Genomic DNA, 20,776 nt, shown 5'->3' with positions numbered 1-20,776 from the left:
CATAGGTGGCGCCCATCGCCGACATCTCGCCGGTGAGCTGTTTTTGCAGCGTCGAGCGCAAATTCTGCAGGAACGCTGCGGCAATCGTGATCGGTATCCAGAGCGGCATGATGGGCGTTGCCGCCGCCTCAGTCGATAACCGCTCCGTAGACGAGCTGTTGCAGTTGCGGTCGCAGCGGATAGGTAGAGGAGGGATAGAGCTGCGTCATGAAAATGGCGATCATTTCTTCTTCGGGATCGATCCAGAAATAGGTCGAAGCCGCGCCGCCCCAGGAGAAGTTGCCGGGAGAGCCTATCGTAGGCGATTCCGCCGGATCGAGCGTCACCTGGAAGCCGAGGCCGAAGCCGGCGCCCGCCGGCGCGAGCTCGCTGAAGGCCGAGTTCGACATTTCGTTCATCCGTTTGCCGCCCGGCAGATGGTTCAGCGTCATGAATTCGATGGTCTTGGGCGAGCAGAGCCGGACGCCTTCGAGTTCGCCGCCATTGAGCAGCATCTGGCAGAAGCGCCAATAGTCGATCATGGTCGAAACGAGGCCGCCGCCGCCCGACAGGAATTTCGGCGGTTTCGCATAGCTGCTGCTCTCGTCGCCGATATCCATGATGCCCTGCTTGCCGCTTTTCGGATCCTTGAAATAATTGGTCGCGAAGCGGCCGAGCTTGTCCTTCGGCACGAAGAAGCCGGTATCGACCATGCCGAGCGGCGCGAAGATGCGGCTCGCGAGGAACTCGTCGAGTGGCCGTCCCGACAACACTTCGACGAGATAGCCGCATACATCGGTCGAGACCGAATAGCTCCATTGTTCGCCGGGCGAGAACAGCAGCGGAATGTCGGCGAGCGCCGTCACCATTTCCTTCAGCGTCAGCTTCACCGTATTGGCGCCGTCGATGCCGGCATTGCGATAAAGCTGGTCGACCGGATGGGCATACATGAAGCCATAGGTGAGGCCCGACGTATGGGTCAGCAGATCACGGATGGTCATTTCCCGCACGCAGGGCACTGTTTCGTATTTTTCCGCGGTGCCGCCGGCCCAGACTTTAAGGTTCTTGAATTCGGGGATGTAGCGCGACACCGGATGGTTGAGCTGGAAGTGCCCTTCCTCGTAAAGCATCATCAGGGCAAGGCTGGTGATCGGCTTCGTCATCGAATAGATGCGGAAGATCGTGTCCTTCTCCATCGGCAGCCCGCGCTCGCGGTCGCGATTGCCCCGAATCTCGAAATGCGCGATCTCGCCGCCCCGCGAAACCAGCGTCGAAAAGCCCGCAAGCTTTCCCCGGTCGACATAGGAGCTGAAATAATTGGGGATGTTGGCGAGCCGGTCAGCGTCGAGGCCGACATCTTCGGGCTTCGAAATGCGGGGCATGATGTTCATGGGCGTTTCCTTGCGTGAGTGTTCTTTTTGTTGTGTTCAATCCGGGCGCGGGCCGAGCCCGCGGAAAAGGTCCTCGGCGCTTCGTCCCTGCGCGGCGACCATGCCGGTTTCCTCGGCGCCGAGCGCAATCGCCTCCCAGCCATCCTGTGTCTTGCGCAGCCGGAAACTCGGCCGCATATGCCCGCAGCGCGTCAGGTAGGGCGCGGTCACGCCTTGCCCGTTCTTGCGAAACTCGAGGTCGAAAGGCGAGCCCTCTGCGGCAGCCTTGAGGCGCCGGCGGTCATGCTCGGTGACGAGATCGCCGGGAAATCGGACGATGCTTCCCAATGCCTTGCCCCACGGTTTGTCCGGCCCTTCTCGATGGCCGGCGGGCAGTCTACACGAGTGCGGTGACGATTTGGCTCCGATATTTGAGCCGGCAATGGCCCTGCCGGGCACCCAGCCGGCTCGCTAGCCTCCACCGCATGGAACAGACCTCCTTCCGCGTCCTTGCCGCTCTTCTGGCCATTTTCGCGGCGCTGAACGGCGCCCGCATGGTCGCCGATCCGATCGGGTGGTTTGCCTCGATTCCGGACCTGGCCCTGACGGGTGCGGCCAATGCCCATTTAATTCGCGATGTCGGCGTCGCCTATCTGGCAAGTGCGGCAGGCCTCGGCGCGGCGGCGTTCTGGCCGCGTGCCGCTGCACCTTTGCTACTCGCCCCGGCGATCTTCATGGGCGGCCATGCGCTGACACATCTGGCGGACATTGCCGCCGGCTGCGCCGCGGCCCCCGGCGGGACCGCGACCGATTGGCTCGGCGTCATCCTGCCCGGCGCGCTCACCGGCTTGCTCTGTGTCTGGGGCTTGCGCTTCAGGCAGGCCTGAAGCAGTCCACGACATCGGCGAGCCACTTGCGCGGATTTTCCCGCTGCTCGAGTGGCGTCTTGCCGTGGCGCACCACCACCATGTCGAGCTCGGGCACGCAGACCGTGTATTGCCCCTCATAGCCATTGGCCGAGAAGCTGTCCTCACCGGCGACGCCAAGCCACCAATGTGCGCCATAGGGATTTTCGGCATTGGCCTGTTGCCAGGTGGGCGTGCGCGCATAATCGACCCAGCCTTCGGGTAACAGGTGCTTCCCCTCCCACATGCCGTCGCGCAGATAGAGGAGGCCGAAACGCGCAAAATCACGCGGCGTTGCATAGCAGAAGGAAGAGCCAATAAACGTGCCGGCCGCGTCGAATTTCGGCTGCGGCGATGTCATGCCGAGCGGCTCAAAAAGGCGCCGGCGCATGAAGGCTTCGAAGTCGGGCCCGAACGCGTCGGCCGCGCGCGCAAGAGAGCGGTTGACGATATTCGTTGTGCCGCTTGCATAGGACCAGTAGCTGCCGGGCTCGTGCTCGAGCGGAAAGGTGGCGGCGAAATGTGCCACGTCGTCCTTGCCTTCGCCCCATAGCATTTCGATGACGTCGGAGGGATGCTCCGGCACGTAGTCTTCGCGAAAGGCAAGGCCGCTCGACATTCTGAGCAGCAGGTCGAGCGTGATGGCGCGGCGCGGATCGTCGGCGTCCTGCCATTCGGGCACATTGGCGGGGGCGTGAATGTCGAGCTTGCCGTCGCCCACAAGCAACCCGGCCAGCGCATGGGTGATGCTCTTCGCTTTCGACCATGACGGGCAGGTGATATCGGGGCCGAAGCCGGTCCAGTAGCGCTCATGGACGAGCCGTCCGTCCTTGACGATGACAACCGCATGCGTCTCGCCGAGGTCGTCCGGTGCTTGCGGCGCGAAAGCATGGTCCATCAGACGCTGCAGCCGCGCCTTGTCGGCGTCGGGCGGCAGGTCGCCGAGCGGCCAGTCGATGGTCGGCCAGACAACGCCGGCGGGCTGCACAGGCAGGGGTGGGAGTTTTTCTCGCGTCATGGTCTCGCTCATCGTCATCCCCGGTTTGTATGTGCCGATGGTGCCCGCTATCCTCGCGCTCAACAAGAAGGTCGGGAGGAAAGATATGGCGTTGCCGAGGCTCGGGATCGACGGCGAGTGGTTTCAAGGGACCGATGGCCGCAGGCGCGTGCTGCGCGGCGTCAATCTGGGCGGCGACTGCAAGATGCCCTACACACCGAACGGGCACACCAATATCCCGACAGATTTCGCCGATCACCGCACCGTTTCCTTTGTCGGGCGGCCCTTTCCGCTCGCGGAAGCGGACGAGCATTTCAGGCGCCTGAAGGCCTGGGGCTTCAACTGCCTGCGCCTGCTCACGACATGGGAAGCGGTCGAGCACGCGGGCCCCGGAAACTACGATGAGGCCTATCTCGACTATTTCGCCACCCTCTGCCGCAAGGCGGACGACTACGGCCTCTATGTCTTCGTCGATTTCCACCAGGACGTCTGGAGCCGCATGACGGGCGGCGACGGCGCGCCGGGCTGGCTCTTCGAGGCGGTCGGCCTCGACTTCACGAAGTTTCACGATGCCGGCGCCGCGCATGTGATGCAGTACAAATATGACTTCGCGCGCGGCGGACGGCAGGAAGACAATTATCCGACCATGACCTGGTCGCAGAACTACAAGTATCCGGCCAACGCGATCATGTGGACGCTGTTCTTCGCCGGCGACGCCTTCTGCCCGGATTTTCTGGTCGAGGGCCGCAGCGCGCAGGAATTTCTGCAGGAACATTATCTGGGCGCTATGGAAGCCGTCGCGCATCGCGTGAAGGATCTGCCCAACGTCATCGGCTTCGACTCGCTCAACGAGCCGGGCTCCGGCTATGTCGGCCTGTCTCTGAGCTATCGCCATGTCGGCCCTAGCGAGAAAAACCCGATGCCGGCGCGGCCCGGCCTCGCCTGGTCGCCGCTCGACGGTTTCGCGGCCGCCCGCGGTCTCGCCCGCGAAATCCCTGAAATGCATATCGATTGGGAGGCGCGCGCTGTGGTGAAAAAGCGCGACGTCATGGTCAATGCCGATGGCGTCTCGATCTGGCGCGACGGCAGGCAATGCCCCTTCGAACGCGCCGGCGTCTACCGCCTTGATGGCGGCCGGATCGTCGCGTTGAACGAGGAATTCTTCGTCGCCCGCAACGGCCGCAAATGGAACATGGACGCCGATTTCATGGGGCCGTTCTTCGCAAAGGTCGCCAAACGCGTTCGCGCGGTCAACGATGACTGGCTTCTCTTCGCCGAACTCGATCCCGGCGCGGGCCTTGCGCATGGTTTCCCGCCGACGACGCCCGCGCGCACCGTCAATGCCAGCCACTGGTACGACATCGTGACGCTTTCGACCAAGCGCTTCGACTTTCCGGTCAAGATCAATCCCTATACGGGCCGCACGACCGAAGGCGCGGAAGCGATCGAAGCCTCGTACACGAGGCAGTTGGGCCGCATCAAGGACGCGTCGAAAACCCTGAACGGAGGCACGGGCGCGCCGGCGCTGCTGGGCGAGTTCGGTATTCCTTTCGATCTCGACGATGCCGCCGCCTACAAGGCCTGGGACGCCGGCGATCGCACCGACGGTCCGTGGGAAAAGCACATCATCGCGCTCGACCTGACCTACAACGCGCTCGACAAGCTGCTGATGCATTCGACACACTGGAACTATACGGCCTCGAACCGCAACAACCAGGCGGTCGGCGACGGTTGGAACCAGGAAGACCTGTCGATTTACAGCGTCGATCAGCGCATCGACCCGTCGGATATCAACAGCGGCGGCAGGGCGCTGAAGGGTTTTGTGCGGCCTTATGCGCGTGCCGTCGCAGGCCGTCCGCTGAAAATGAAGTTCAAGCGCGAAACCGGCGCCTTCCGTTTCGTCTACGAGGCGGAAGGAGACGGCGAAACCGAAATCTTCGTGCCCAAACTTCAATATCCAAACGGCTATGACGTGGAAGTCGAAGGCGGCACCGCGACACGCGACGACGAAAACCAGAGCCTGCTGGTTCACGCCGTCGGTTCGCAGAAGGTCGCGGTCATCGTTACCCGGAAGTGAGACCCGCTGCAATCGCCGCCGCAGCCGCCCGCATCGGTGCGAGGTAGCGCCGCGCGGCTTCGGCCTCGCTCATGGTCGAGCCGATATAGCGGATGGTTATCGCTGCGACGACACGCCTCTCCTCCATCACCGGCACGGCAATGCCCATCGCCGGGGCATCGCGCACGGGCGCTGTCGTCGCATAGCCGCGCTTGCGGATACCGGCGATCATTGCCGCCATGTATTTGTCGTCCTTCGCCGCAGCGTTTGCCGGCACCTTGGAGCTTTTCAGCAGCGACACAATGAGTTCGCGCTCGTCGTTCGGACAGAAAGCAAGATAGGCGCGCCCCAGCGCCGAGATCAGCATAGCCAGCCGCCGGTTCAGCCAGTCGGGGTCGGTGCTGAACGGACTTTCGTGCCGGGTCGACAGCCGCACCAGCATCGCGTCGTGGTCGAAAGTTGCCAGCGCCACCGGCCATTTGTGTTCGGCGGTCAGCGCGCTGAGGAAGGGTCGCGCCGCTTCGACGACACGGTCGGCATGGCGAAAGCCGCTCGAGAGCCGCAGCACCCGTTCGGCGAGCGTATAGCCGCCGCGCCGCGGCAGTCGCGCCACATGCCCGGCCACGATCAGCGTGTCGAGGAGCCGCACCAGCGTCGGCTTCGGCAATCCGGTCTCGTCATGCAGTCGGGCAAGCGTCGCGGGCCCGGCGGCATTGAGCGCTTCCAGAATTTGCAGGCTGCGGATGACGGGCTGGACGCCGGCTTCGGCGTCGGGTTGCGGCATTGAACATCCTCCCGCCGCCGAGCCTAATTCCGCATCGCGAAATTTCCAAACACTCAGGCCTCGTTGGCGGCAAGGTCGAGCAATTCGGCGATCTCGGCGCTGGCCGGTTGCGTCATCACTTCGGCGACCGTACCCGATTGCAGGATACGGCCCTTGTGCATCACGCAGAGCCGGTCGGCGAGCCGCGTCACATCGTCGAGATCGTGCGTCACCAGCACCACCGGCATCGGCAGGTCGCGGCGCAGCTCGGCAAGTTCGCGGCGGAGCTTGCGCCGCGTCACGCGGTCGACCGCCGAGAAGGGCTCGTCGAGCAGCAGCACGTCGGGCCGTCGCGCCAGCGCTCGCGCCACCGCGACGCGTTGCTGCTCGCCGCCCGAAAGTTGCGCCGGGCGGCGCTCTTCCAGCCCGTCGAGATGAACCCGTGCCAGCAGCGCCATCGCCGCTTCGCGCCGCATCTCGCGGGCGGTGTCGTTCAGTGCTTCCATCACATTGGCCAGCGCCGTCAGATGCGGAAAAAGCGCATAGGACTGAAAGACGAGGCCCGCCCGCCGCTGCCGCGCCGGCATGTGAATGCCGGCGGCGCTGTCGAACCATGCCATCCCGTTGCAGGCGATCCGCCCTGCGACGGGCCGGTAGAGCCCGGCAATGGCGCGCAGCGTTGTCGTCTTGCCGCTGCCGGACGGGCCCACCAGGGCCATCGCCTCGCCCGGCGCGACCGCGAAATCGACGTCGAGCGGAATGAGCTTGTCCTGACGAAGACGGACGGTGAGGCCCTTATCCATAGCGCCGTCCGATGCGTTGCGTCAGCATGTAGCTCGCGGCGATGGTGGCGAGCGAAACCAGCAGCAGCACGGCGGCCATCTGCCCGGCTGCCGCCTCGTCGAATGCCTGCACCCGGTCGTAGATCGCGATGGCGATGGTGCGCGTCTCGCCGGGGATGCTGCCGCCGACCATCAGCACCACGCCGAATTCGCCCAGCGTATGCGCGAAGGTCAAAACCGTACCGGTCAGGATGCCCGGCCAGGCAAGCGGCAATTCGATCCGCCACAACGTCCGCCAGCGCGAGAGACCGCAGCTTGCCGCCGCCTCGCGCAATTCCGGCCCCACCGCCTCGAAGGCGCGCTGGATCGGCTGCACCGCAAAGGGAATGTTGACGATCAGCGACGCGAGCAGCAGCCCCTCGAAAGTGAAAATCAGCGTCTGCCCGAACAATCGCTCGAACATCCCTCCGAACCACGCGCCCGAACCGAAGGCGACCATCAGGTAGAATCCGACGACGGTCGGCGGCAGCACCAGCGGCAGCGCCAGCCCCGCCTCGACAAAGGCGCGCCCGCGTATCCGCGTTGCCGCAAGCCAGCGCCCGACGACGACGGCAATCGGGATCAGCAGCAGCACGGTCAGCCCGCCGAGCCGGATCGTCAGCCAGAATGCGTCCCAGTCCATCGCGCCCTCACATCGTTTCGCCGGGAAGGACGAAGCCGTAGCGGCGCATGATCGCACGCGCTTCCTCCTCCTGCATGAAGGCGTAGAAGCCCCGCGCCGTCTCGCCCGCGCCGTTGAGCAATACCATGCGCTGGCGCAGCGGCGCATGAGCCATCTCCGGTATCAGGGCGTAGGTGCTGCGCGCCGCCACCTCCGGCGCGAGTGCCAGCGACCAGGCGACGATGCCGCCTTCCGTATTGCCCGAAAGCGCGAACTGCGCCGCCTGCGATACGTTCTCGCCATAGACGAGCTTGTCTGCGATCGTCTCCCACAATCCGGCATACCGCAGCGCCTCTTCGGCCGCGCGGCCATAAGGTGCGTGCTCGGGATTGGCGATGGCGAATTTCTTCAGCCGGCCGTCTTCCAGTGCGACGGCAAGGTCCCGGAGCGAGCCGTCACCCGCCAGCGGCGACCCGACCGGTGCAATCAGCACAATGCGCCCCACGGCATAGAGCGCGCCCGCGTCCTCGGTCAGTCCGGCCGCGGCGAGCCGCTGCACGAAATCCTCATCGGCCGACAGGAACATCTCGAAAGGCGCGCGCTGCCGGATTTGCCGGAAGAAGTTGCCCGACGAACCGAAAGAGAGATTCACATCGCGTCCCGTCTTCTGCGCAAAAGCGGCCGCCGCCTCGGTCAACGCAAACTGGAGGTCCGACGCCGCCGCGATCGTCGGCCGGTCGGCGGCGCGGGCGCTGCCCGTCGCGAATGGCAGGGCCGCTGTCAGCAGCGCAAGCAGCAGCGCCGTCGTGCCTGTCTTCATGGGTTGCTCCCTGCCGCCGTTTCGTGGGTCATCCGCTTTATCGCCCGCGAAGGATGGACAGGCAATCTGCCTCATAATTCCGTAATACGGAACTTCATAATTGAAAACTGGTCGCGCCGGAACCGCCGCGCTTATATCGGCAGGCAAGAGATCGGAGGAATCTCTCGACCCGGAGGAAAGCCCATGAGCCAGCCCGCGCTGAAGACGCAAGACGTCCCTTTCACCGTCATGCCGCTGACGCCGACCATCGGCGCCGAACTTCTCGGCATCGACCTTGCGAAGCCGCTCGACGATGCGACGCTCGCCGCGATCCGCGCCGCGCTGCTCGAATGGAAGGTCGTCTTCTTCCGCGATCAGGACATCACCACCGAACAGCACCTCGCCTTCGCCCGCCATTTCGGTGAACTTGAGGTGCATCCGTTCGCGCCTCACAAAAAGGACTATCCCGAGGTTCTTGCCATCACGCACGACAAGGACAGCAAGGGCCGCGAAAATGTCTGGCACAGCGACGTGACATGGCGTGAATGCCCGTCGCTCGGCTCGGTGCTGCGCGCGCTCGAGGTGCCTGCCGTCGGCGGCGATACGCTTTTCGCCGATATGTATGCGGCCTATGAAAATCTCCCCGACTGGGTGAAGGAGAAAATCGATGGCGCGGTTGCCGTCCACGACTTCGCCCATTTCCGCAACATGATGCGCACGCGCGGCCGCAGCGAAGCCGAAATCGAGGAGATGAACCGCAAATATCCGATGGTCGAACACCCCGTGGTGCGTACCCATCCGGAAACCGGCCGCAAGGGCATCTATGTGAACGCGGCCTTCGCCCAGCACATCGTCGGGATGGACAAGGCCGAGTCGGACGCCATGCTTGCGTATCTCTACGCCCAGGCCGCGATCCCCGAATATCAATGCCGCTTCAACTGGCGGAAAGATTCCATCGCCTTCTGGGACAACCGGGCCTGTCAGCATTACGCCGTATCGGACTACTGGCCGGCCGTCAGGCGCATGGAACGCGTCACCATCATCGGCGATCGTCCGCGCTGATCGCGCCCGCCGCACAAGAGAGAGAAAAATGAAAACATTCATCTACTGGGGCTCCGCCCTGGCGGCGGCACTCGTCGTCGCCCTGGTCACCGCCTGGTGGCTCGTCACCGACTTCGATGGCGGCTACCGCACCGGCGCATGGACGACCTCGACCGCTTACGGCAGCGTCGATGCGGATATGTATACTCGCGCCCGCGTCGCGCTCTTCGGCCTCCTCGCACTCGACAAGCGCGAAACCATGTACTACCAGGCTCGCACCGACAGCGCGGGCGAGCCTCTCACCGGCAACTGCACCTACCGCCTCGAAGGTGGCGACCTCGCCGCCCATTGGTGGAGCATCACCGCCTACGATGCCGACAGCTTCCTCATTCCCAACGAGCGCGACGTCTTCTCCTTCTCGCAGACCACGACAGAGCGCGAACCGGATGGCAGCTTCGTCATCCGCATCTCCGCCGATCCGCAGGAGAAGAACTGGCTGCCTGTAAAGGCGGACGAAAGCTTCGACCTCTCGGCTCGCTTCTACAATCCTGAAGCCGCGATCTATGCCGACCCCGCCGCCGCCGTGCTGCCCGTCATCGTGAAGGAAACCTGCCGATGAACCGCAAACTTCAATGGCTCGCCACCGCCGCGGTGCTGGCCGTCATTTTCCATGTCGCCATCGTCTGGGCAATCCCGCGCGTCGTCATGTCCGCCGCCATCTCGAAAATCGGCGGCAGCGGTGCGCTCAACGACTTCTCGCACATGCCCCGCGCGACCGACGCATCGCGAGCCGTCGTCCGGCCGAGCCCCGATCTCGCCTATTCGATCTGCATTCTCGATCTGTCGGCGGGCCCGGTCCGCATCGAGGTGCCGGCGAGCGCCCCCTACACCTCCCTCGCACTCTATTCGTCGATCACGGACAACTACTTCGTTCGCAACAACCGCGAAGACGGCGGACTGCAGGACGGCGAAGTGATCGGTCTCGTCGTCACCGGCCCCGGTGAAGAAACGCCCGCAAATCTGCCGGAAGGATACGCCGCCGTCGCCTCGCCGACCGTGAAGGGCCTCGCGCTTGTCCGTCGCGTCATCGAGAACGACGAGGCCATGCCGAGGCTCGATGAAATCCGCGCGCGCTCGGTCTGCGCGCCTTTGCGGGGATAATCGGCGACCGGCCCTCGATGGGGCAGGGCGCTTTGCGGGCCGCGTTCTTGAGGGGGAGCGCGGCCCGTGATCCTTCGGGGTCAGGCAAGGAAGCGGTCGAGCACGTTCCGCGTGATCTTTTCGACAAATGGATTGCGCGCCTGGAGCCCATAGGCCCATTCGGTCGTGCCCGAATTGAACACCTCGCCGCGCCCGCGTTTGAAGGTCGCCAGCACCGCATGGCCCCGCATCATCCGCGCGCGGTTCTCGGGCGAATCATACCCCGCAAAGGCGCGCGTCAGCGGCCCCCAGGCTTCCGGCGGCACGGAGCCGGCGAATTCGGAGTCCGGCTCCCCCAGCGTCACGGGTGCCGTCGCGATGATTTCGAGGTTCGCCGGCACGCCGAGCCGCGCCACCGGCTTCGGCAATCCGTCCTCGCCGAAAGTGAGCGCGCAGCCGTCATTCTCGTAGCCGATCAGCCGGCAATCGTCGCCGAACACGTCGCCCCAATAGAGGTCGGCGCCGTCGAGCGCCCAGTGCTTTTCGTCCCACACCGTATAGCCGCCGATCCCGCGCGCCACGCAGAGCCCGAAGCGGTGATAGCCGCCGAAGAGAAACGAGAGCCCCGTCAGTTGCGCCTCGGGCTTGCCGATCCACGGGCTCGACCAGAGCCCGGAGGTCAGATGCCGTGTCTCCGGCACCGCCGCGAGTGGGTCTTCGTCCTCCGCGCGCGCCTTGTGCGCCACGAATGTCTTGCCGCCATCCTCCCACCGGCATTGCCAGTAGCAGGTATTGCCGGAAAGGATGATCGCGCGCGCGCCCTCGTCGACGAAGCGTTCCACCTCCGCACGCTGGCCCCAGCTCCAGTATTCGCTGTGCCCGACGAAGAGCGCCGCCTTGTAGCCGTCCAGCGCGCCCGGCTCCGCTTCGAGGTCGTAATCGGTGAGATAATCGAGCGCATAGCCCGCGCCCTCCGCCCAGACAACGAAGGCATGTTCCCACTTGTCGGTGAAGCCCGCCGGGCAGTCCCATCCCTGGCCGCCAGCCTTCACTTCATGGATAGCTTCGCCGGCCGAGGCGCGTGCGCGAAAGCCGCGCCGCGTCTCGCTCACCAGCCGGTGCTTCGCCGCCGCCGGCTGCATGATGCCGCGCGAGAACGGCCGCGCCGTCGAAAGCCGCGCCGCCACGACATGGCGCCCCTCATCCGCGGGGACAGGCGCGGGCAGGGGCCCGCCGATCCAGACATAGGTGTTCGCCCCGCCCCATGAGTTGTAGGCGTGATAGGTATTGGTCGCGAGAACGATGACGGCTTTCGCGGTTGGCGTCGCCGCCTTCACGCAGAGCATGTGATGCCCGCTCGCCCCGTCCGCGCCGGTGAAGCGGATGTCGTAATAGCCGGAGCGCCAATCGGTGGGCACCTCGAGCCGGAACGCCTCCGGCCAGCCGCAGCCCTGAATATGCGCTTCCTCCGGCGCCGCGTGCCGCCCCACGGCAATCCCGTCCTTGCGCCACACGCTCTCGCGCGTTGCGCCCAGCCGCGCAATCTCGACGTCGCAGCGCCCGCCCGTCGCCGACAGGAAGAAGGTCACCGTCTCGCCCGGCCGCGCGCTCAGCCTGTCGGAATAGCCCCAGATCCACTTGTCCACGACGCGCGCCTCTTTCTGAAATGAATGTTCCTCACATCAGAAAGAATCGTGGCCCGCCGCGCAAGTCTTCACGCCTTCTCCGTCACCGCCAGCGCGAAGGCATAGACCCGCGCCACTTCCTTCAGCCGCTCGAAGCGGCCGGAAGCGCCGCCATGGCCTGCATCCATGTTGATATGGAGCAGCGTCACGGCATCGCCGGTCTTGAGTTCGCGGAGCTTCGCCACCCATTTCGCCGGCTCCCAATAGGTCACGCGCGGATCGGTGAGCCCGCCCAGAGCGAAGAGATGCGGATAGGCCTGGGACTTCACATTGTCGTAAGGCGAATAGGAAGCCATGTATTCGTAAGCCTCGCGGCTCTCGATCGGGTTGCCCCATTCGTTCCATTCCGGCGGCGTCAGCGGCAGCGACGCATCGAGGATCGTCGCCAGCACGTCGACGAACGGCACTTCCGCCAGAATGCCCTTGAAGAGATCGGGCGCCATGTTGGAAACGGCGCCCATCAGCATGCCGCCCGCGCTCCCGCCATGCGCCACGATGTTGCCGCGCGACGTGAAGCCTTCCTTCGCCAGATGCTCGCCCGCCACGATGAAATCGGTGAAGGTGTTGCGCTTCTTGAGAAGCTTGCCCTCCGTATACCAGCGATAGCCCTTCTCCTTGCCGCCGCGAATATGCGCGATCGCATAGACGAAGCCGCGGTCGACCAGCGAAAGGCAGGTCGTGGAAAAGGACGCCGGAATGCTGATCCCGTAGGAGCCATAGCCGTAAAGCAGGCAGGGCGCGCTTCCGTCGAGGCTCAGCCCCTTCCGGTGCACCAGCGAAATCGGCACCGTCTCGCCGTCCGAGGCGTGCGCGAAAATCCGCCGCGTTATGTAGTCGGCCGGGTTATGCCCCGACGGCACTTCCTGCCGCTTGCGGAATGTCCGCTCCCGCGTCTCCAGATCGTAGTCGTAAACCTCGGCCGGCGTCGTCATCGAGCTGTAGGAAAAGCGCGTCCGCGCCGTCTCGTATTCGTAGCCTGCGCCCATGTTGAGGTCGTAGGCCTCTTCGTCGAACGCGATCTCGTGTTCGGCGCCGTCGGCAAGCCGCCTGACCGCGATGCGCGGCAGCCCGTCGCGGCGCTCCAGCCGCACATGATGGTCGCGGTAAGCGACATGATCGAGCACCAGCGTTCCCGGGCGATGCGGAATGAAATCGCGCCAGTTCTCGCGGCCCGGCGCATCCTCCGGCGCCTCGACGATCTTGAAGTCTTCGGCGTCGAGATTGGTGAGGATCAGAAAGCGCCCGCGCGTCGCATCGTGCTCAAGATCGTATTCGACGCCGTCCTCGCGCGGCGCGACGAGGCGGGGCGGCGTTTCCGGCGCCTCGGCCGGGATCAGATAAAGCTCGCTCGTCTGGTGGTCGTGGCTGGAAATGATGAGCCAGCGCCCGCTCTGCACCTTGCCGACACCGACAAAGAAGCCTTCATCCTTCTCCTCATAGACGAGCTTGTCGTTGCGCGCCGGTGTGCCGACGACATGACGAAACACTTTCAGCGGCCGGTGTTCGTCATCGACCTGCGTGTAGAGAAAGCTGGTACCGCCCGCGTCCCAGGCGATGCCGGGCGAGGTGTCGGGCACTTCGTCGTCGAGATCGCGGCCGCTCGCCACCTCGCGCAGCCGCACCGTGAAATATTCCGAGCCCTTGCGGTCGGCCGACCAGGCGGCCAGCCGGTGCGTCGGATCGTGATCGACATCGCCGATCTTGAAATAGGCCTCGCCCTCGGCCTCCTTGTTGGCGTCGAGCACAATCTCTTCGCCGCTTGTCGCCTCCCGCGGCTTCCGGCAGAACACCGGATGCTGCGCACCCAGCTCGAAACGCGTGTAGTAGGCGAAGGGCCCGTCGGGCGACGGCACGGAACTGTCATCCTCCTTGATGCGCCCCTTCATCTCCCTGAACAGCGTCTCGCGCAATTCGGAGACCGGCGCCAGCGCCGCTTCCGTATAGGCGTTCTCGGCTTCCAGATAGGCGCGGATATCCTTGTCCAGAACATCCGGATCGCGCATCACCTCGCGCCAGTTTTCGTCGCGCAGCCAGGCGTAATCGTCGACACGGGTGACGCCGTGATGCGTGTCGCTGTGCGGCCGCTTCTCGGCGCGGGGCGCCACGGCGGGAGGCGTGAGTTTCATGGGCAGGTCAGTTTCCGGCGCCGTCATCCGGCTTGAAGTCGAGCGCCGTGCCGTTGGTGCAATAGCGCAGACCCGTCGGCTGCGGCCCGTCCGGGAACACATGGCCGATATGCGCATCGCATTTGGCGCAGACGATTTCGATCCGCCGCGTACCGTGGCTGAGGTCTTCGCGCTCCACGATGGCGCCGGGCGCGACGGCGTCGAAGAAGCTCGGCCAGCCCGAGCCGCTCTCATATTTGGTTTCGGAGCGGAAAAGCGGCGTCCCGCAGCAGATGCAGCTGAACGTGCCGTCGCGATGCTCGTCGAGCCAGGGGCCCGTGAAGGCGCGTTCGGTCGCCGCGCAACGCGTGATCGCATACTGCTCGGGCGTCAGTTTTTGCTGCCATTCGTCGTCGGGTTTCTTCGCGCTGTCGCCGGTCATCCGTTCAACTCCTCGAAATCGGTTTGCGCCCCGCTTGCGGGAAGCGGGGCGCGCATATTTGCTTATTCGAAAATCAGGCTCAGCGTCTCGGCGACCATCGCCGGGCGGTCCTGCCCCTCGATTTCCATGGTCACCTCATTGGTGATCTGCGTGCCGCCGGCCTTCGGTGTCGCATCCTTCAGCTTGACGCGGCAGCGCACGCGGGCGCCGACGGGCACCATGTTGGTGAAACGTACCTGGTTGGAACCGTAATTGATGCCGCGCGTCGCGCTCTTCACGGTGCTGATCTTGCCCATCAGATGCGGCAGCAGCGACAGCGTCAGATAGCCATGCGCTATGGTCCCGATTCCGAGCTCCTTCTGCGTGCGCTCCGGGTCGATATGGATCCACTGATGGTCGCCCGTCGCGTCGGCGAACTGGTTGACCCGGTCCTGGTCGATCTGGACCCAGTCGCTGACGCCGATCTCGTTGCCCTTTTCGGCGACATAATCGGCAACCGTGTTGAAAACGCGCATCTCATTCTCTCCATTGCGTATCTGAATATGTTTTGCGGCCGGGCCGCCGGAACGGGCCTAAAGGTAGCGGCCCCGCTCCAATATCTCCAACGTATATTCGCGGTAGCTGAGGCCCAGCGCTGCGGCCCGCGCCGCACGCCGCTTGATAACCTCGAGCGGCGGCATTTCCCACGCTTTCTCCTGCGCCTTCCGCCACGCATAGGCCTGCCATGCCGTTGAAACCAGCAGGTCGGGACCGTTATTGTGCCCCAGCCACGCGCTGAGCGGAATGACGATGCCCGTTTCGGCAAGCTGGGCTTCCTTCTGGCGCCGCGCGGTTTCTTCCCGCGCGCGGGCGAGCGCCAGTGTGGCCCCTTTGGGACGCCGCGCCGGCCGTGGATCGAACCTGGGCGCCGCCATTCACGCTCCTACCGCGAGAGCCGGATGCGCACCCGGCGGTCTTCCTTCGAATCCCAGGTCATCGTTTCCTGAAGCCAGCCCCACGCCTCGCCCTCGGCGTTGATCACCATTTTGGAACGCGGCCAGCCGGCAGCCTCCATCGCGGCCGCCACATTCTGGGCGCGCTTCTGCGATAAGACGATATTTCCCGCCTGATTGCCGACCTTGCTGGCTTTGCCGAAAACGCAGATCTGCCCGGCATTCTGCCCCTTGGCGAGCTTCACGATGCGCGCGAATTCCTTCTCGTATTTGGGGTCGATCCGGCTCGAATTGGTTTCGAAATAGACATAGTAGTTCTTGTCGAAGACCTTGCTCGACTTGCCGAGATTGCGGCATTTGTGGCCCTGCGTGTGCATCTCCGAGGTCTGCGCCACCGCGCCGCCCGCGACAAGCGTCGCGCCCGCAAACAGAAGCGCCATCGCCGCCAGCGCACGTCCCATCGCACCCATCTTCCACTCCATCCAAATGAATCGCCCAAATCTAGCACATAATGTGTGAGTGGACGGGCAAGGGGGATGGAAGGGCAATTCTTCCTGAACCGCTTCAGACGATCTTGCTGTCCCCGCCGGCCGAAGCGATCGTCGTCTCATGCGGTGCTGGAAGCGTGGCGACATACTGGGTGAGTTGCTTGACGATATTGCCCTCGACGACGCCCGGGAAAAGCTGCTGCACGAGGATGAAGAGCCGTTCGGGCCCCGCCGGATAGACCGTTCGCTTGCCCTTCGCGGCGCCGCGCCATATGCGCCGCGCAACCTTGCGCGGATCGTCGAGCTTCATGGCGAAGGGCGCCACCAGTTCCTCGAATTCGCGGGCGGCCGGCGTGTTGACGGCACGCGGCGCCGCATAGGTGACGCCGACGCCTTCCGGCGCAAGTTCCCGCCGCAGGGCGTCGGAAAGGCCGCGCAGGCCGAATTTCGACGCGGAATAGGCCGCGAACAGCGGAAAGGCGATGTCGCCGAACATCGACCCGACATTGACGATGCGAGGGTTTGCCGAGCGTTTGAGGAAAGGAAGCAGGTCGCGGCTGAGCAGGAGAGGCGCGGCGAGGTTGGTGTGCAGCATGTCCATGACCGCCTTGTCGCTCATGCTCCCTATGGGTCCGGTGCGCACCACGCCCGCATTGTTGATGAGCAGGTCGACCCGCCCGCCCGCGCGCAGGCAGGCCTCGCGGAGGCTCTGGCGTCCATCCGCCGTCGTGACGTCCGCTTGCACGATGAGCGGCCGTCGTGTGCCCGGAAGCGCCGCGGCGACCTCGTTCAGCGCTTCGATCCGCCGCCCGGCGAGCACGAGAAGGGCGCCGTCCCGCGCCGCCTCGGCGGCGAGGGCCGCGCCGATGCCGGAGCCGGCGCCGGTGATGACCACGACCTTGCTGTCACGCGGCATGCTGCGCTCCCTTGCTTTCGGCGTCGCGGCCGAGCTTCGCGAACATTTCGCCCCAGAGGCCATAGACCATTCGCGCGGTCTCGATGATGGCGCGCTGTGCCGCCTCGTCCTCGATCCCGTCGACGAGCTTTCGGAAGAAGACGATGTGTTCCTGGTCGAGTGCGCCATGCGATGTCAGATAGGTAAAGCCCTTGCTCTCGCCGCTCATGCCGAGCCGCTTCCGCACAGCGTCCGCGCCGGCCGCCGCGATGTCGACGGAGGTTCCTTCCAGCACCAGCACCATGCCGAGCATCGCGTAAGGGTTGACGAACGCGACCGCGTAATAGACCCAGGCGACCATCGCCCGCGCGGGCCAGTCGCCGTCGCCGCGGCGCACGGCCTCGGCGTCGCCGCCGATATGCGAGATGTCGTTCAGGATCCACTCTTCATGGCCCTGTTCCTCGCCGAGATATTCGAGCAGCGCCTGCCGGTAGCGCGTGTCTTCCTTGGGACAATGTGCCAGTGCATGCGCGAGCAGCGGGCAGGTATGCCGCACATGGTGATAGGCCTCCGTGAGGTAGGCGATGTAGAGATCGCGGTCGACGCCGTTCTGCGCCGCTTCGAGCACGATCGGAATCGAGAAGAAGGCATCGCGCGCGCCCTGTGTCTCTTTGATCAGGCGGTCGTAAAAACTCATAGGTGGGACTCCTCCGGCACGGGGGCCGTTCTGCTTCGGGTTCGGGCAGGGGGCAGGGAAAGCCATTCCTCGACAGCCCTTCGGCGTATGCGCCCATTGGGACTGAGCAGGCCGAGCGCCTGCATTTCGTCATTGCTTGTGGTGATGTAGGAACGCGGCAGGGCGTAGTCGGGCAGCCCCCGGCAGACCGCATGGAGCGCGTCGAGCACTTCGCCGGCCCGCGCCGTCTCGAAGAAATCGCCGGCAAAGGCGCCGGGCACGATCAGCACGGTTGGATAGGCCTGGCCGTGGCCGCCCAGCGTGGCCTGCAGGATGCGTGGATCGCCCTGCAACTGCGCCTCGATCCATTCCGGCTGCACATTGCGGCCGAAACTCGTGACCAGCATTGCATCCTTGCGTCCCTCGATGACGAGATGGCCCTTCGCGTCGAAATGGCCGAGATCGCCGGTGCGCCAGGGCCCTTTGAGGTCCGGCTGGCCGACATAGCCGCTCATCACGCTCGGGCCCTCGACGACGATTTCGCCGCCGTCGATCGAAACGGTGAGCCCGTCGAGCACCTGGCCCACCGTGCCCGGCCCGGCCGTGCCCGGCCGGTTCACCGCGACCACGGAGCCGCATTCGGAAAGGCCGTAGCCTTCGAGCGCGGGGATGCCGAGCTCTCCGGCCGCCTTCAGCACCTGCGGCGGCACCGGCGCGCCGCCGACGGCAACAACGCGGAGTGATTGAGGTGCGGTCTTGCCCGACAGCATCAATGCGCCCACCCAGGCGCGCAGCAGTTCCGGCACCAGCACGCTGACGCTCGGCGCCACCGCCTCGAAGGCGGTCCGGATCGCATCGATATTGCCGCTTGAGCATTCGCCGATGACGCGCGCCCGGATGGTCGAACGCCCGCCCACCAGGACCGGCACATGAATGCCGCAAAGCTCTTCCAGCAGCAGCGGAAAGGGCAGAACCGAAAGATAATGGTCCGCCGCGCTCGCCGAGATCGCCGAAGCGAGTCCATGCGCCACATGATCGAGCTGGCGGTCGCCGAGCCGGACGCCCTTGGGCTGGCCGGTCGATCCCGAGGTGTAGATGACGCGCGTTCCGGGGCGGGCGGTCGCGAGCAAAGCCGGATCGGCTTTCGCCTGCGTCACCCGTGCCACGGGCGCGAAGCCCGCCGCCCGCGCTTCGAGTGCGCCGTCGGTGAGAATGAGTTCGATCTGACTGTCCGCCGCCACGTGAGCGAGCTGCCCATTCGAGAAGAATGGCGGCAGCGGCACGAAGCGCCGGCCGGATGCGGTCGCGGCGAGATCGGCGACGACCCAGTCGAGGCTGTTCTCGGCCAGCAGGCCGATCGCGCCCTCGCCCGTGCCGAGCGTCGCCAGCATGGCTGAAACGCGGCCTGCAAGTTCGCCATAGGTGAGCGCGCCCCCGTCGTCTTCGAAGGCGATACGGTCCGGCCAGTCTCGCGCGCCCTTGGCCAATGCCCGGATGACGTCAGCCATGATGGTCCTGCTCCTCGGCGTAAGAGGCAACGGGGGACGAGCAACTGCGCGGAAACAATGCCGACGGCGCGGCCTCCGGGTTTGGCATCAGGCACACCCATGGATCCATCGCATAGTAGCGGCCCCAGCGCTCCGGCTGTTCGATCCGCTCCGGTCGCGCGGGCGCCACCGGGACGAAGGGAATGCCGAGCCGCGTGAACAAGCCGCGAAGCTGGCCCGTCGCGGTGAAAACACCGCAACGCAGCCCTCTGTCGCGGCCCAATGCGAGCATCCCCGCCATGAGAGGGAAAAGCGCGAAGGGCGAAGTGCTGACCAGTGTCGTGACTTCCATGAATTCGTGGCGCGTCACGGCGCGGCCGAGCGCTGCGCTCGCCGCCGCTTCGAGCGGCCGGTCGAGATAGGACTCCGAGAAGAAGCCGTCCCCGGCCTCGCGAAACCCCGCGGCCGAGAGAGGCGCGCCGCCCGCGCCGAACACGGCGCAAAGCGTGGCGGGGAAGGCATCGAGGGTCGCGTTATAGGCGCGCGCATAGCCGGCGCGCAGAAACGCCTCCACGGCGGGCCTTTCGGGGCCGTCGCGATCGATCAACGTCAGCTTCAAGGGGACACCCCCGGGATACGCGGATACAGGACGGATATGCATGGACTCTCGGACCTCGTGGACCGGGACGGCGAAGTCCGCGGGGTTTCGGCGCGGGTGAGCGATGTCGGTGAACCGTCTTTTGATGGACGGGGGGCCCGGCACGGGGTGGCACCGCGCCGGGCATGGGGAGAGCGGTCTAGCGCAGCACGTAGCTGATCTCCGACCCGTCGGCCCCGTCGAACTTCACCTGCACCAGAACGCCGCTTTCGTCGTACCAGAGCTCCCGGTTGAGCTGGCCTTTGACCGAATAATGCGTGGCGGTAAGGTTTTTGCCGTCCACTTCGACCGTCTCCGGGCCCACGGTGGTGACGGTGACGGGCATCTTGGACCCGTCCAGCGTGTTGAGGAGCGCGCTCTGTTTCACCAGATCTTCGTTCCATAGGCTCGCCGGAATGATCGCGCCGTCTTCCGGGCCCTGGCGTCCATCGCCATCGACGACAAGCGTCTCGGCGTCGCGGCTGACCGAGAGATGATGAGCCGTGCCGTCGTCATTGGTCTTCGAGTTCAGCGAAACCAGCCTTCCGTCGCGCCAGACTTCATGGCCTTCATGTTCGAAACGGTAGACGGCGATGCCGAGCATCTTCACCGCGACATCCGTTTCAATTTCGACCTTGAGTTCGTCGCCCGCCTGCTCGAATTCGAGCCGATGAGTGCCGATCTCGTCGCCTTTGCGCAGCACGGTGAAATTGAGCTCGCCGCCCTGCGGCACCGTTGCCTGGGCTGCCGACAGCCAGGCAAGAACGAGTCCCGGCACCGCAAGCGCGGCAAACAGATTCTGCTTCTTCATTCGCAACACTCCATGGAAACTGAAGCCCCATGGAACGGGTGTCCGCTTACAACAGCCTTACGGTCGTGGCCGCGGCAGGAAAGTCACGAAACTTTCGCATGAGGCGGAACGACGCAGCGACGGCC

23 protein-coding genes are annotated in these 20,776 nt (G+C 65.1%); 5 read left to right on the top strand and 18 right to left on the bottom strand.

Going from position 1 to position 20,776, the window contains the following annotated elements; genetic code table 11:
• Positions 1-128 precede the first annotated feature (128 nt).
• Both WEB61_RS04865 and WEB61_RS04860 read right to left on the bottom strand, forming a co-directional pair.
• Positions 129-1,370, bottom strand: a complete 1,242-nt coding sequence (locus WEB61_RS04865) for a serine hydrolase domain-containing protein (protein ID WP_368063204.1) — start codon at positions 1,368-1,370, stop codon at positions 129-131.
• 36 nt (positions 1,371-1,406) lie between these two features.
• Positions 1,407-1,697: a hypothetical protein gene (locus tag WEB61_RS04860; RefSeq protein WP_368063203.1), complete on the bottom strand. Its 291-nt coding sequence runs from the start codon at positions 1,695-1,697 to the stop codon at positions 1,407-1,409.
• A 137-nt stretch (positions 1,698-1,834) separates the two neighbouring features.
• Here WEB61_RS04860 and WEB61_RS04855 point away from each other — a divergent pair, with 137 nt between their 5' ends.
• Entirely contained in the window at positions 1,835-2,236 is a 402-nt protein-coding gene (locus WEB61_RS04855; protein WP_368063202.1) for a hypothetical protein, read from the top strand.
• Here the strand turns inward: WEB61_RS04855 and WEB61_RS04850 are convergent.
• The gene (locus WEB61_RS04850; protein ID WP_368063201.1) at positions 2,223-3,284 is read right to left on the bottom strand and encodes a serine hydrolase domain-containing protein; all 1,062 of its coding nucleotides are present in this window, start codon (positions 3,282-3,284) and stop codon (positions 2,223-2,225) included. The two genes, WEB61_RS04855 and WEB61_RS04850, sit on opposite strands and share 14 nt — an antisense overlap.
• Here WEB61_RS04850 and WEB61_RS04845 point away from each other — a divergent pair.
• Positions 3,271-5,328, top strand: coding sequence for a cellulase family glycosylhydrolase (locus WEB61_RS04845; RefSeq protein WP_368063200.1), 2,058 nt, complete (start codon positions 3,271-3,273; stop codon positions 5,326-5,328). The genes WEB61_RS04850 and WEB61_RS04845 overlap by 14 nt on opposite strands.
• On the opposite strand, the gene WEB61_RS04840 is transcribed toward WEB61_RS04845, so the two are convergent.
• From WEB61_RS04840 to modA, 4 genes are read right to left on the bottom strand one after another with little or no spacing between them, the layout of a single operon-like run.
• A complete protein-coding gene (locus tag WEB61_RS04840) occupies positions 5,315-6,091 on the bottom strand; it encodes a DNA-binding transcriptional regulator (protein WP_368063199.1) in 777 nt (258 codons plus the stop codon). The two genes, WEB61_RS04845 and WEB61_RS04840, sit on opposite strands and share 14 nt — an antisense overlap.
• Positions 6,092-6,144: 53 nt before the next feature.
• A complete protein-coding gene (locus tag WEB61_RS04835; protein WP_368063198.1) occupies positions 6,145-6,873 on the bottom strand; it encodes a sulfate/molybdate ABC transporter ATP-binding protein in 729 nt (242 codons plus the stop codon).
• Positions 6,866-7,534, bottom strand: coding sequence for a molybdate ABC transporter permease subunit (gene modB / locus WEB61_RS04830; protein ID WP_368063197.1), 669 nt, complete (start codon positions 7,532-7,534; stop codon positions 6,866-6,868). The genes WEB61_RS04835 and modB overlap by 8 nt, the downstream gene beginning before the upstream one ends.
• A 7-nt stretch (positions 7,535-7,541) precedes the next feature.
• A complete protein-coding gene (gene modA / locus WEB61_RS04825) occupies positions 7,542-8,333 on the bottom strand; it encodes a molybdate ABC transporter substrate-binding protein (RefSeq protein WP_368063196.1) in 792 nt (263 codons plus the stop codon).
• A gap of 183 nt (positions 8,334-8,516) precedes the next feature.
• On the opposite strand from modA, the gene WEB61_RS04820 reads away from it, so the two are divergent.
• From WEB61_RS04820 to WEB61_RS04810, 3 genes are read left to right on the top strand one after another with little or no spacing between them, the layout of a single operon-like run.
• A complete protein-coding gene (locus WEB61_RS04820) occupies positions 8,517-9,374 on the top strand; it encodes a TauD/TfdA dioxygenase family protein (RefSeq protein ID WP_368063195.1) in 858 nt (285 codons plus the stop codon).
• A 28-nt stretch (positions 9,375-9,402) separates the two neighbouring features.
• Entirely contained in the window at positions 9,403-9,972 is a 570-nt protein-coding gene (locus WEB61_RS04815) for a DUF1214 domain-containing protein (protein ID WP_368063194.1), read from the top strand.
• Positions 9,969-10,514: a DUF1254 domain-containing protein gene (locus WEB61_RS04810; RefSeq protein WP_368063193.1), complete on the top strand. Its 546-nt coding sequence runs from the start codon at positions 9,969-9,971 to the stop codon at positions 10,512-10,514. Before WEB61_RS04815 ends, WEB61_RS04810 begins: the two co-directional genes overlap by 4 nt.
• 80 nt (positions 10,515-10,594) lie before the next feature.
• On the opposite strand, the gene WEB61_RS04805 is transcribed toward WEB61_RS04810, so the two are convergent.
• From WEB61_RS04805 to WEB61_RS04755, 11 genes are all read right to left on the bottom strand, one after another.
• Positions 10,595-12,139, bottom strand: coding sequence for a N,N-dimethylformamidase beta subunit family domain-containing protein (locus WEB61_RS04805; protein ID WP_368063192.1), 1,545 nt, complete (start codon positions 12,137-12,139; stop codon positions 10,595-10,597).
• Positions 12,140-12,207: 68 nt separating this feature from the next.
• Entirely contained in the window at positions 12,208-14,304 is a 2,097-nt protein-coding gene (locus WEB61_RS04800; RefSeq protein ID WP_368063191.1) for a S9 family peptidase, read from the bottom strand.
• Between the two features lie 7 nt (positions 14,305-14,311).
• A complete protein-coding gene (msrB, locus tag WEB61_RS04795) occupies positions 14,312-14,725 on the bottom strand; it encodes a peptide-methionine (R)-S-oxide reductase MsrB (RefSeq protein WP_368063190.1) in 414 nt (137 codons plus the stop codon).
• Positions 14,726-14,787: 62 nt separating this feature from the next.
• Entirely contained in the window at positions 14,788-15,240 is a 453-nt protein-coding gene (locus WEB61_RS04790; RefSeq protein ID WP_368063189.1) for a MaoC family dehydratase, read from the bottom strand.
• A gap of 57 nt (positions 15,241-15,297) precedes the next feature.
• Complete coding sequence (locus WEB61_RS04785) at positions 15,298-15,639, bottom strand: hypothetical protein (RefSeq protein WP_368063188.1); 342 nt, start codon at positions 15,637-15,639, stop codon at positions 15,298-15,300.
• Between the two features lie 8 nt (positions 15,640-15,647).
• Positions 15,648-16,139 (bottom strand): OmpA family protein, encoded by a 492-nt coding sequence (locus WEB61_RS04780; protein ID WP_368063187.1) that lies wholly within the window; start codon positions 16,137-16,139, stop codon positions 15,648-15,650.
• Between the two features lie 82 nt (positions 16,140-16,221).
• The gene (locus WEB61_RS04775; protein ID WP_368063186.1) at positions 16,222-17,061 is read right to left on the bottom strand and encodes an SDR family NAD(P)-dependent oxidoreductase; all 840 of its coding nucleotides are present in this window, start codon (positions 17,059-17,061) and stop codon (positions 16,222-16,224) included.
• Positions 17,051-17,737 carry a TenA family transcriptional regulator gene (locus WEB61_RS04770; RefSeq protein ID WP_368063185.1) on the bottom strand — a complete coding sequence of 229 codons (687 nt, stop codon included), beginning with the start codon at positions 17,735-17,737 and terminating at the stop codon, positions 17,051-17,053. The genes WEB61_RS04775 and WEB61_RS04770 overlap by 11 nt, the downstream gene beginning before the upstream one ends.
• Positions 17,734-19,224: an AMP-binding protein gene (locus WEB61_RS04765; RefSeq protein WP_368063184.1), complete on the bottom strand. Its 1,491-nt coding sequence runs from the start codon at positions 19,222-19,224 to the stop codon at positions 17,734-17,736. The genes WEB61_RS04770 and WEB61_RS04765 overlap by 4 nt, the downstream gene beginning before the upstream one ends.
• A complete protein-coding gene (locus tag WEB61_RS04760) occupies positions 19,217-19,822 on the bottom strand; it encodes a thermostable hemolysin (RefSeq protein WP_368063183.1) in 606 nt (201 codons plus the stop codon). Before WEB61_RS04760 ends, WEB61_RS04765 begins: the two co-directional genes overlap by 8 nt.
• 178 nt (positions 19,823-20,000) lie before the next feature.
• Positions 20,001-20,651 carry a DUF6134 family protein gene (locus WEB61_RS04755; protein WP_368063182.1) on the bottom strand — a complete coding sequence of 217 codons (651 nt, stop codon included), beginning with the start codon at positions 20,649-20,651 and terminating at the stop codon, positions 20,001-20,003.
• Positions 20,652-20,776: the final 125 nt, after the last annotated feature.

Origin of the sequence: Parvibaculum sp. (assembly GCF_040882025.1) — a bacterium.
Lineage (GTDB): Bacteria > Pseudomonadota > Alphaproteobacteria > Parvibaculales > Parvibaculaceae > Parvibaculum.
The sequence above is the reverse complement of the archived record's forward strand: the minus strand, read 5'-3'. Positions and strand labels throughout refer to the sequence as shown.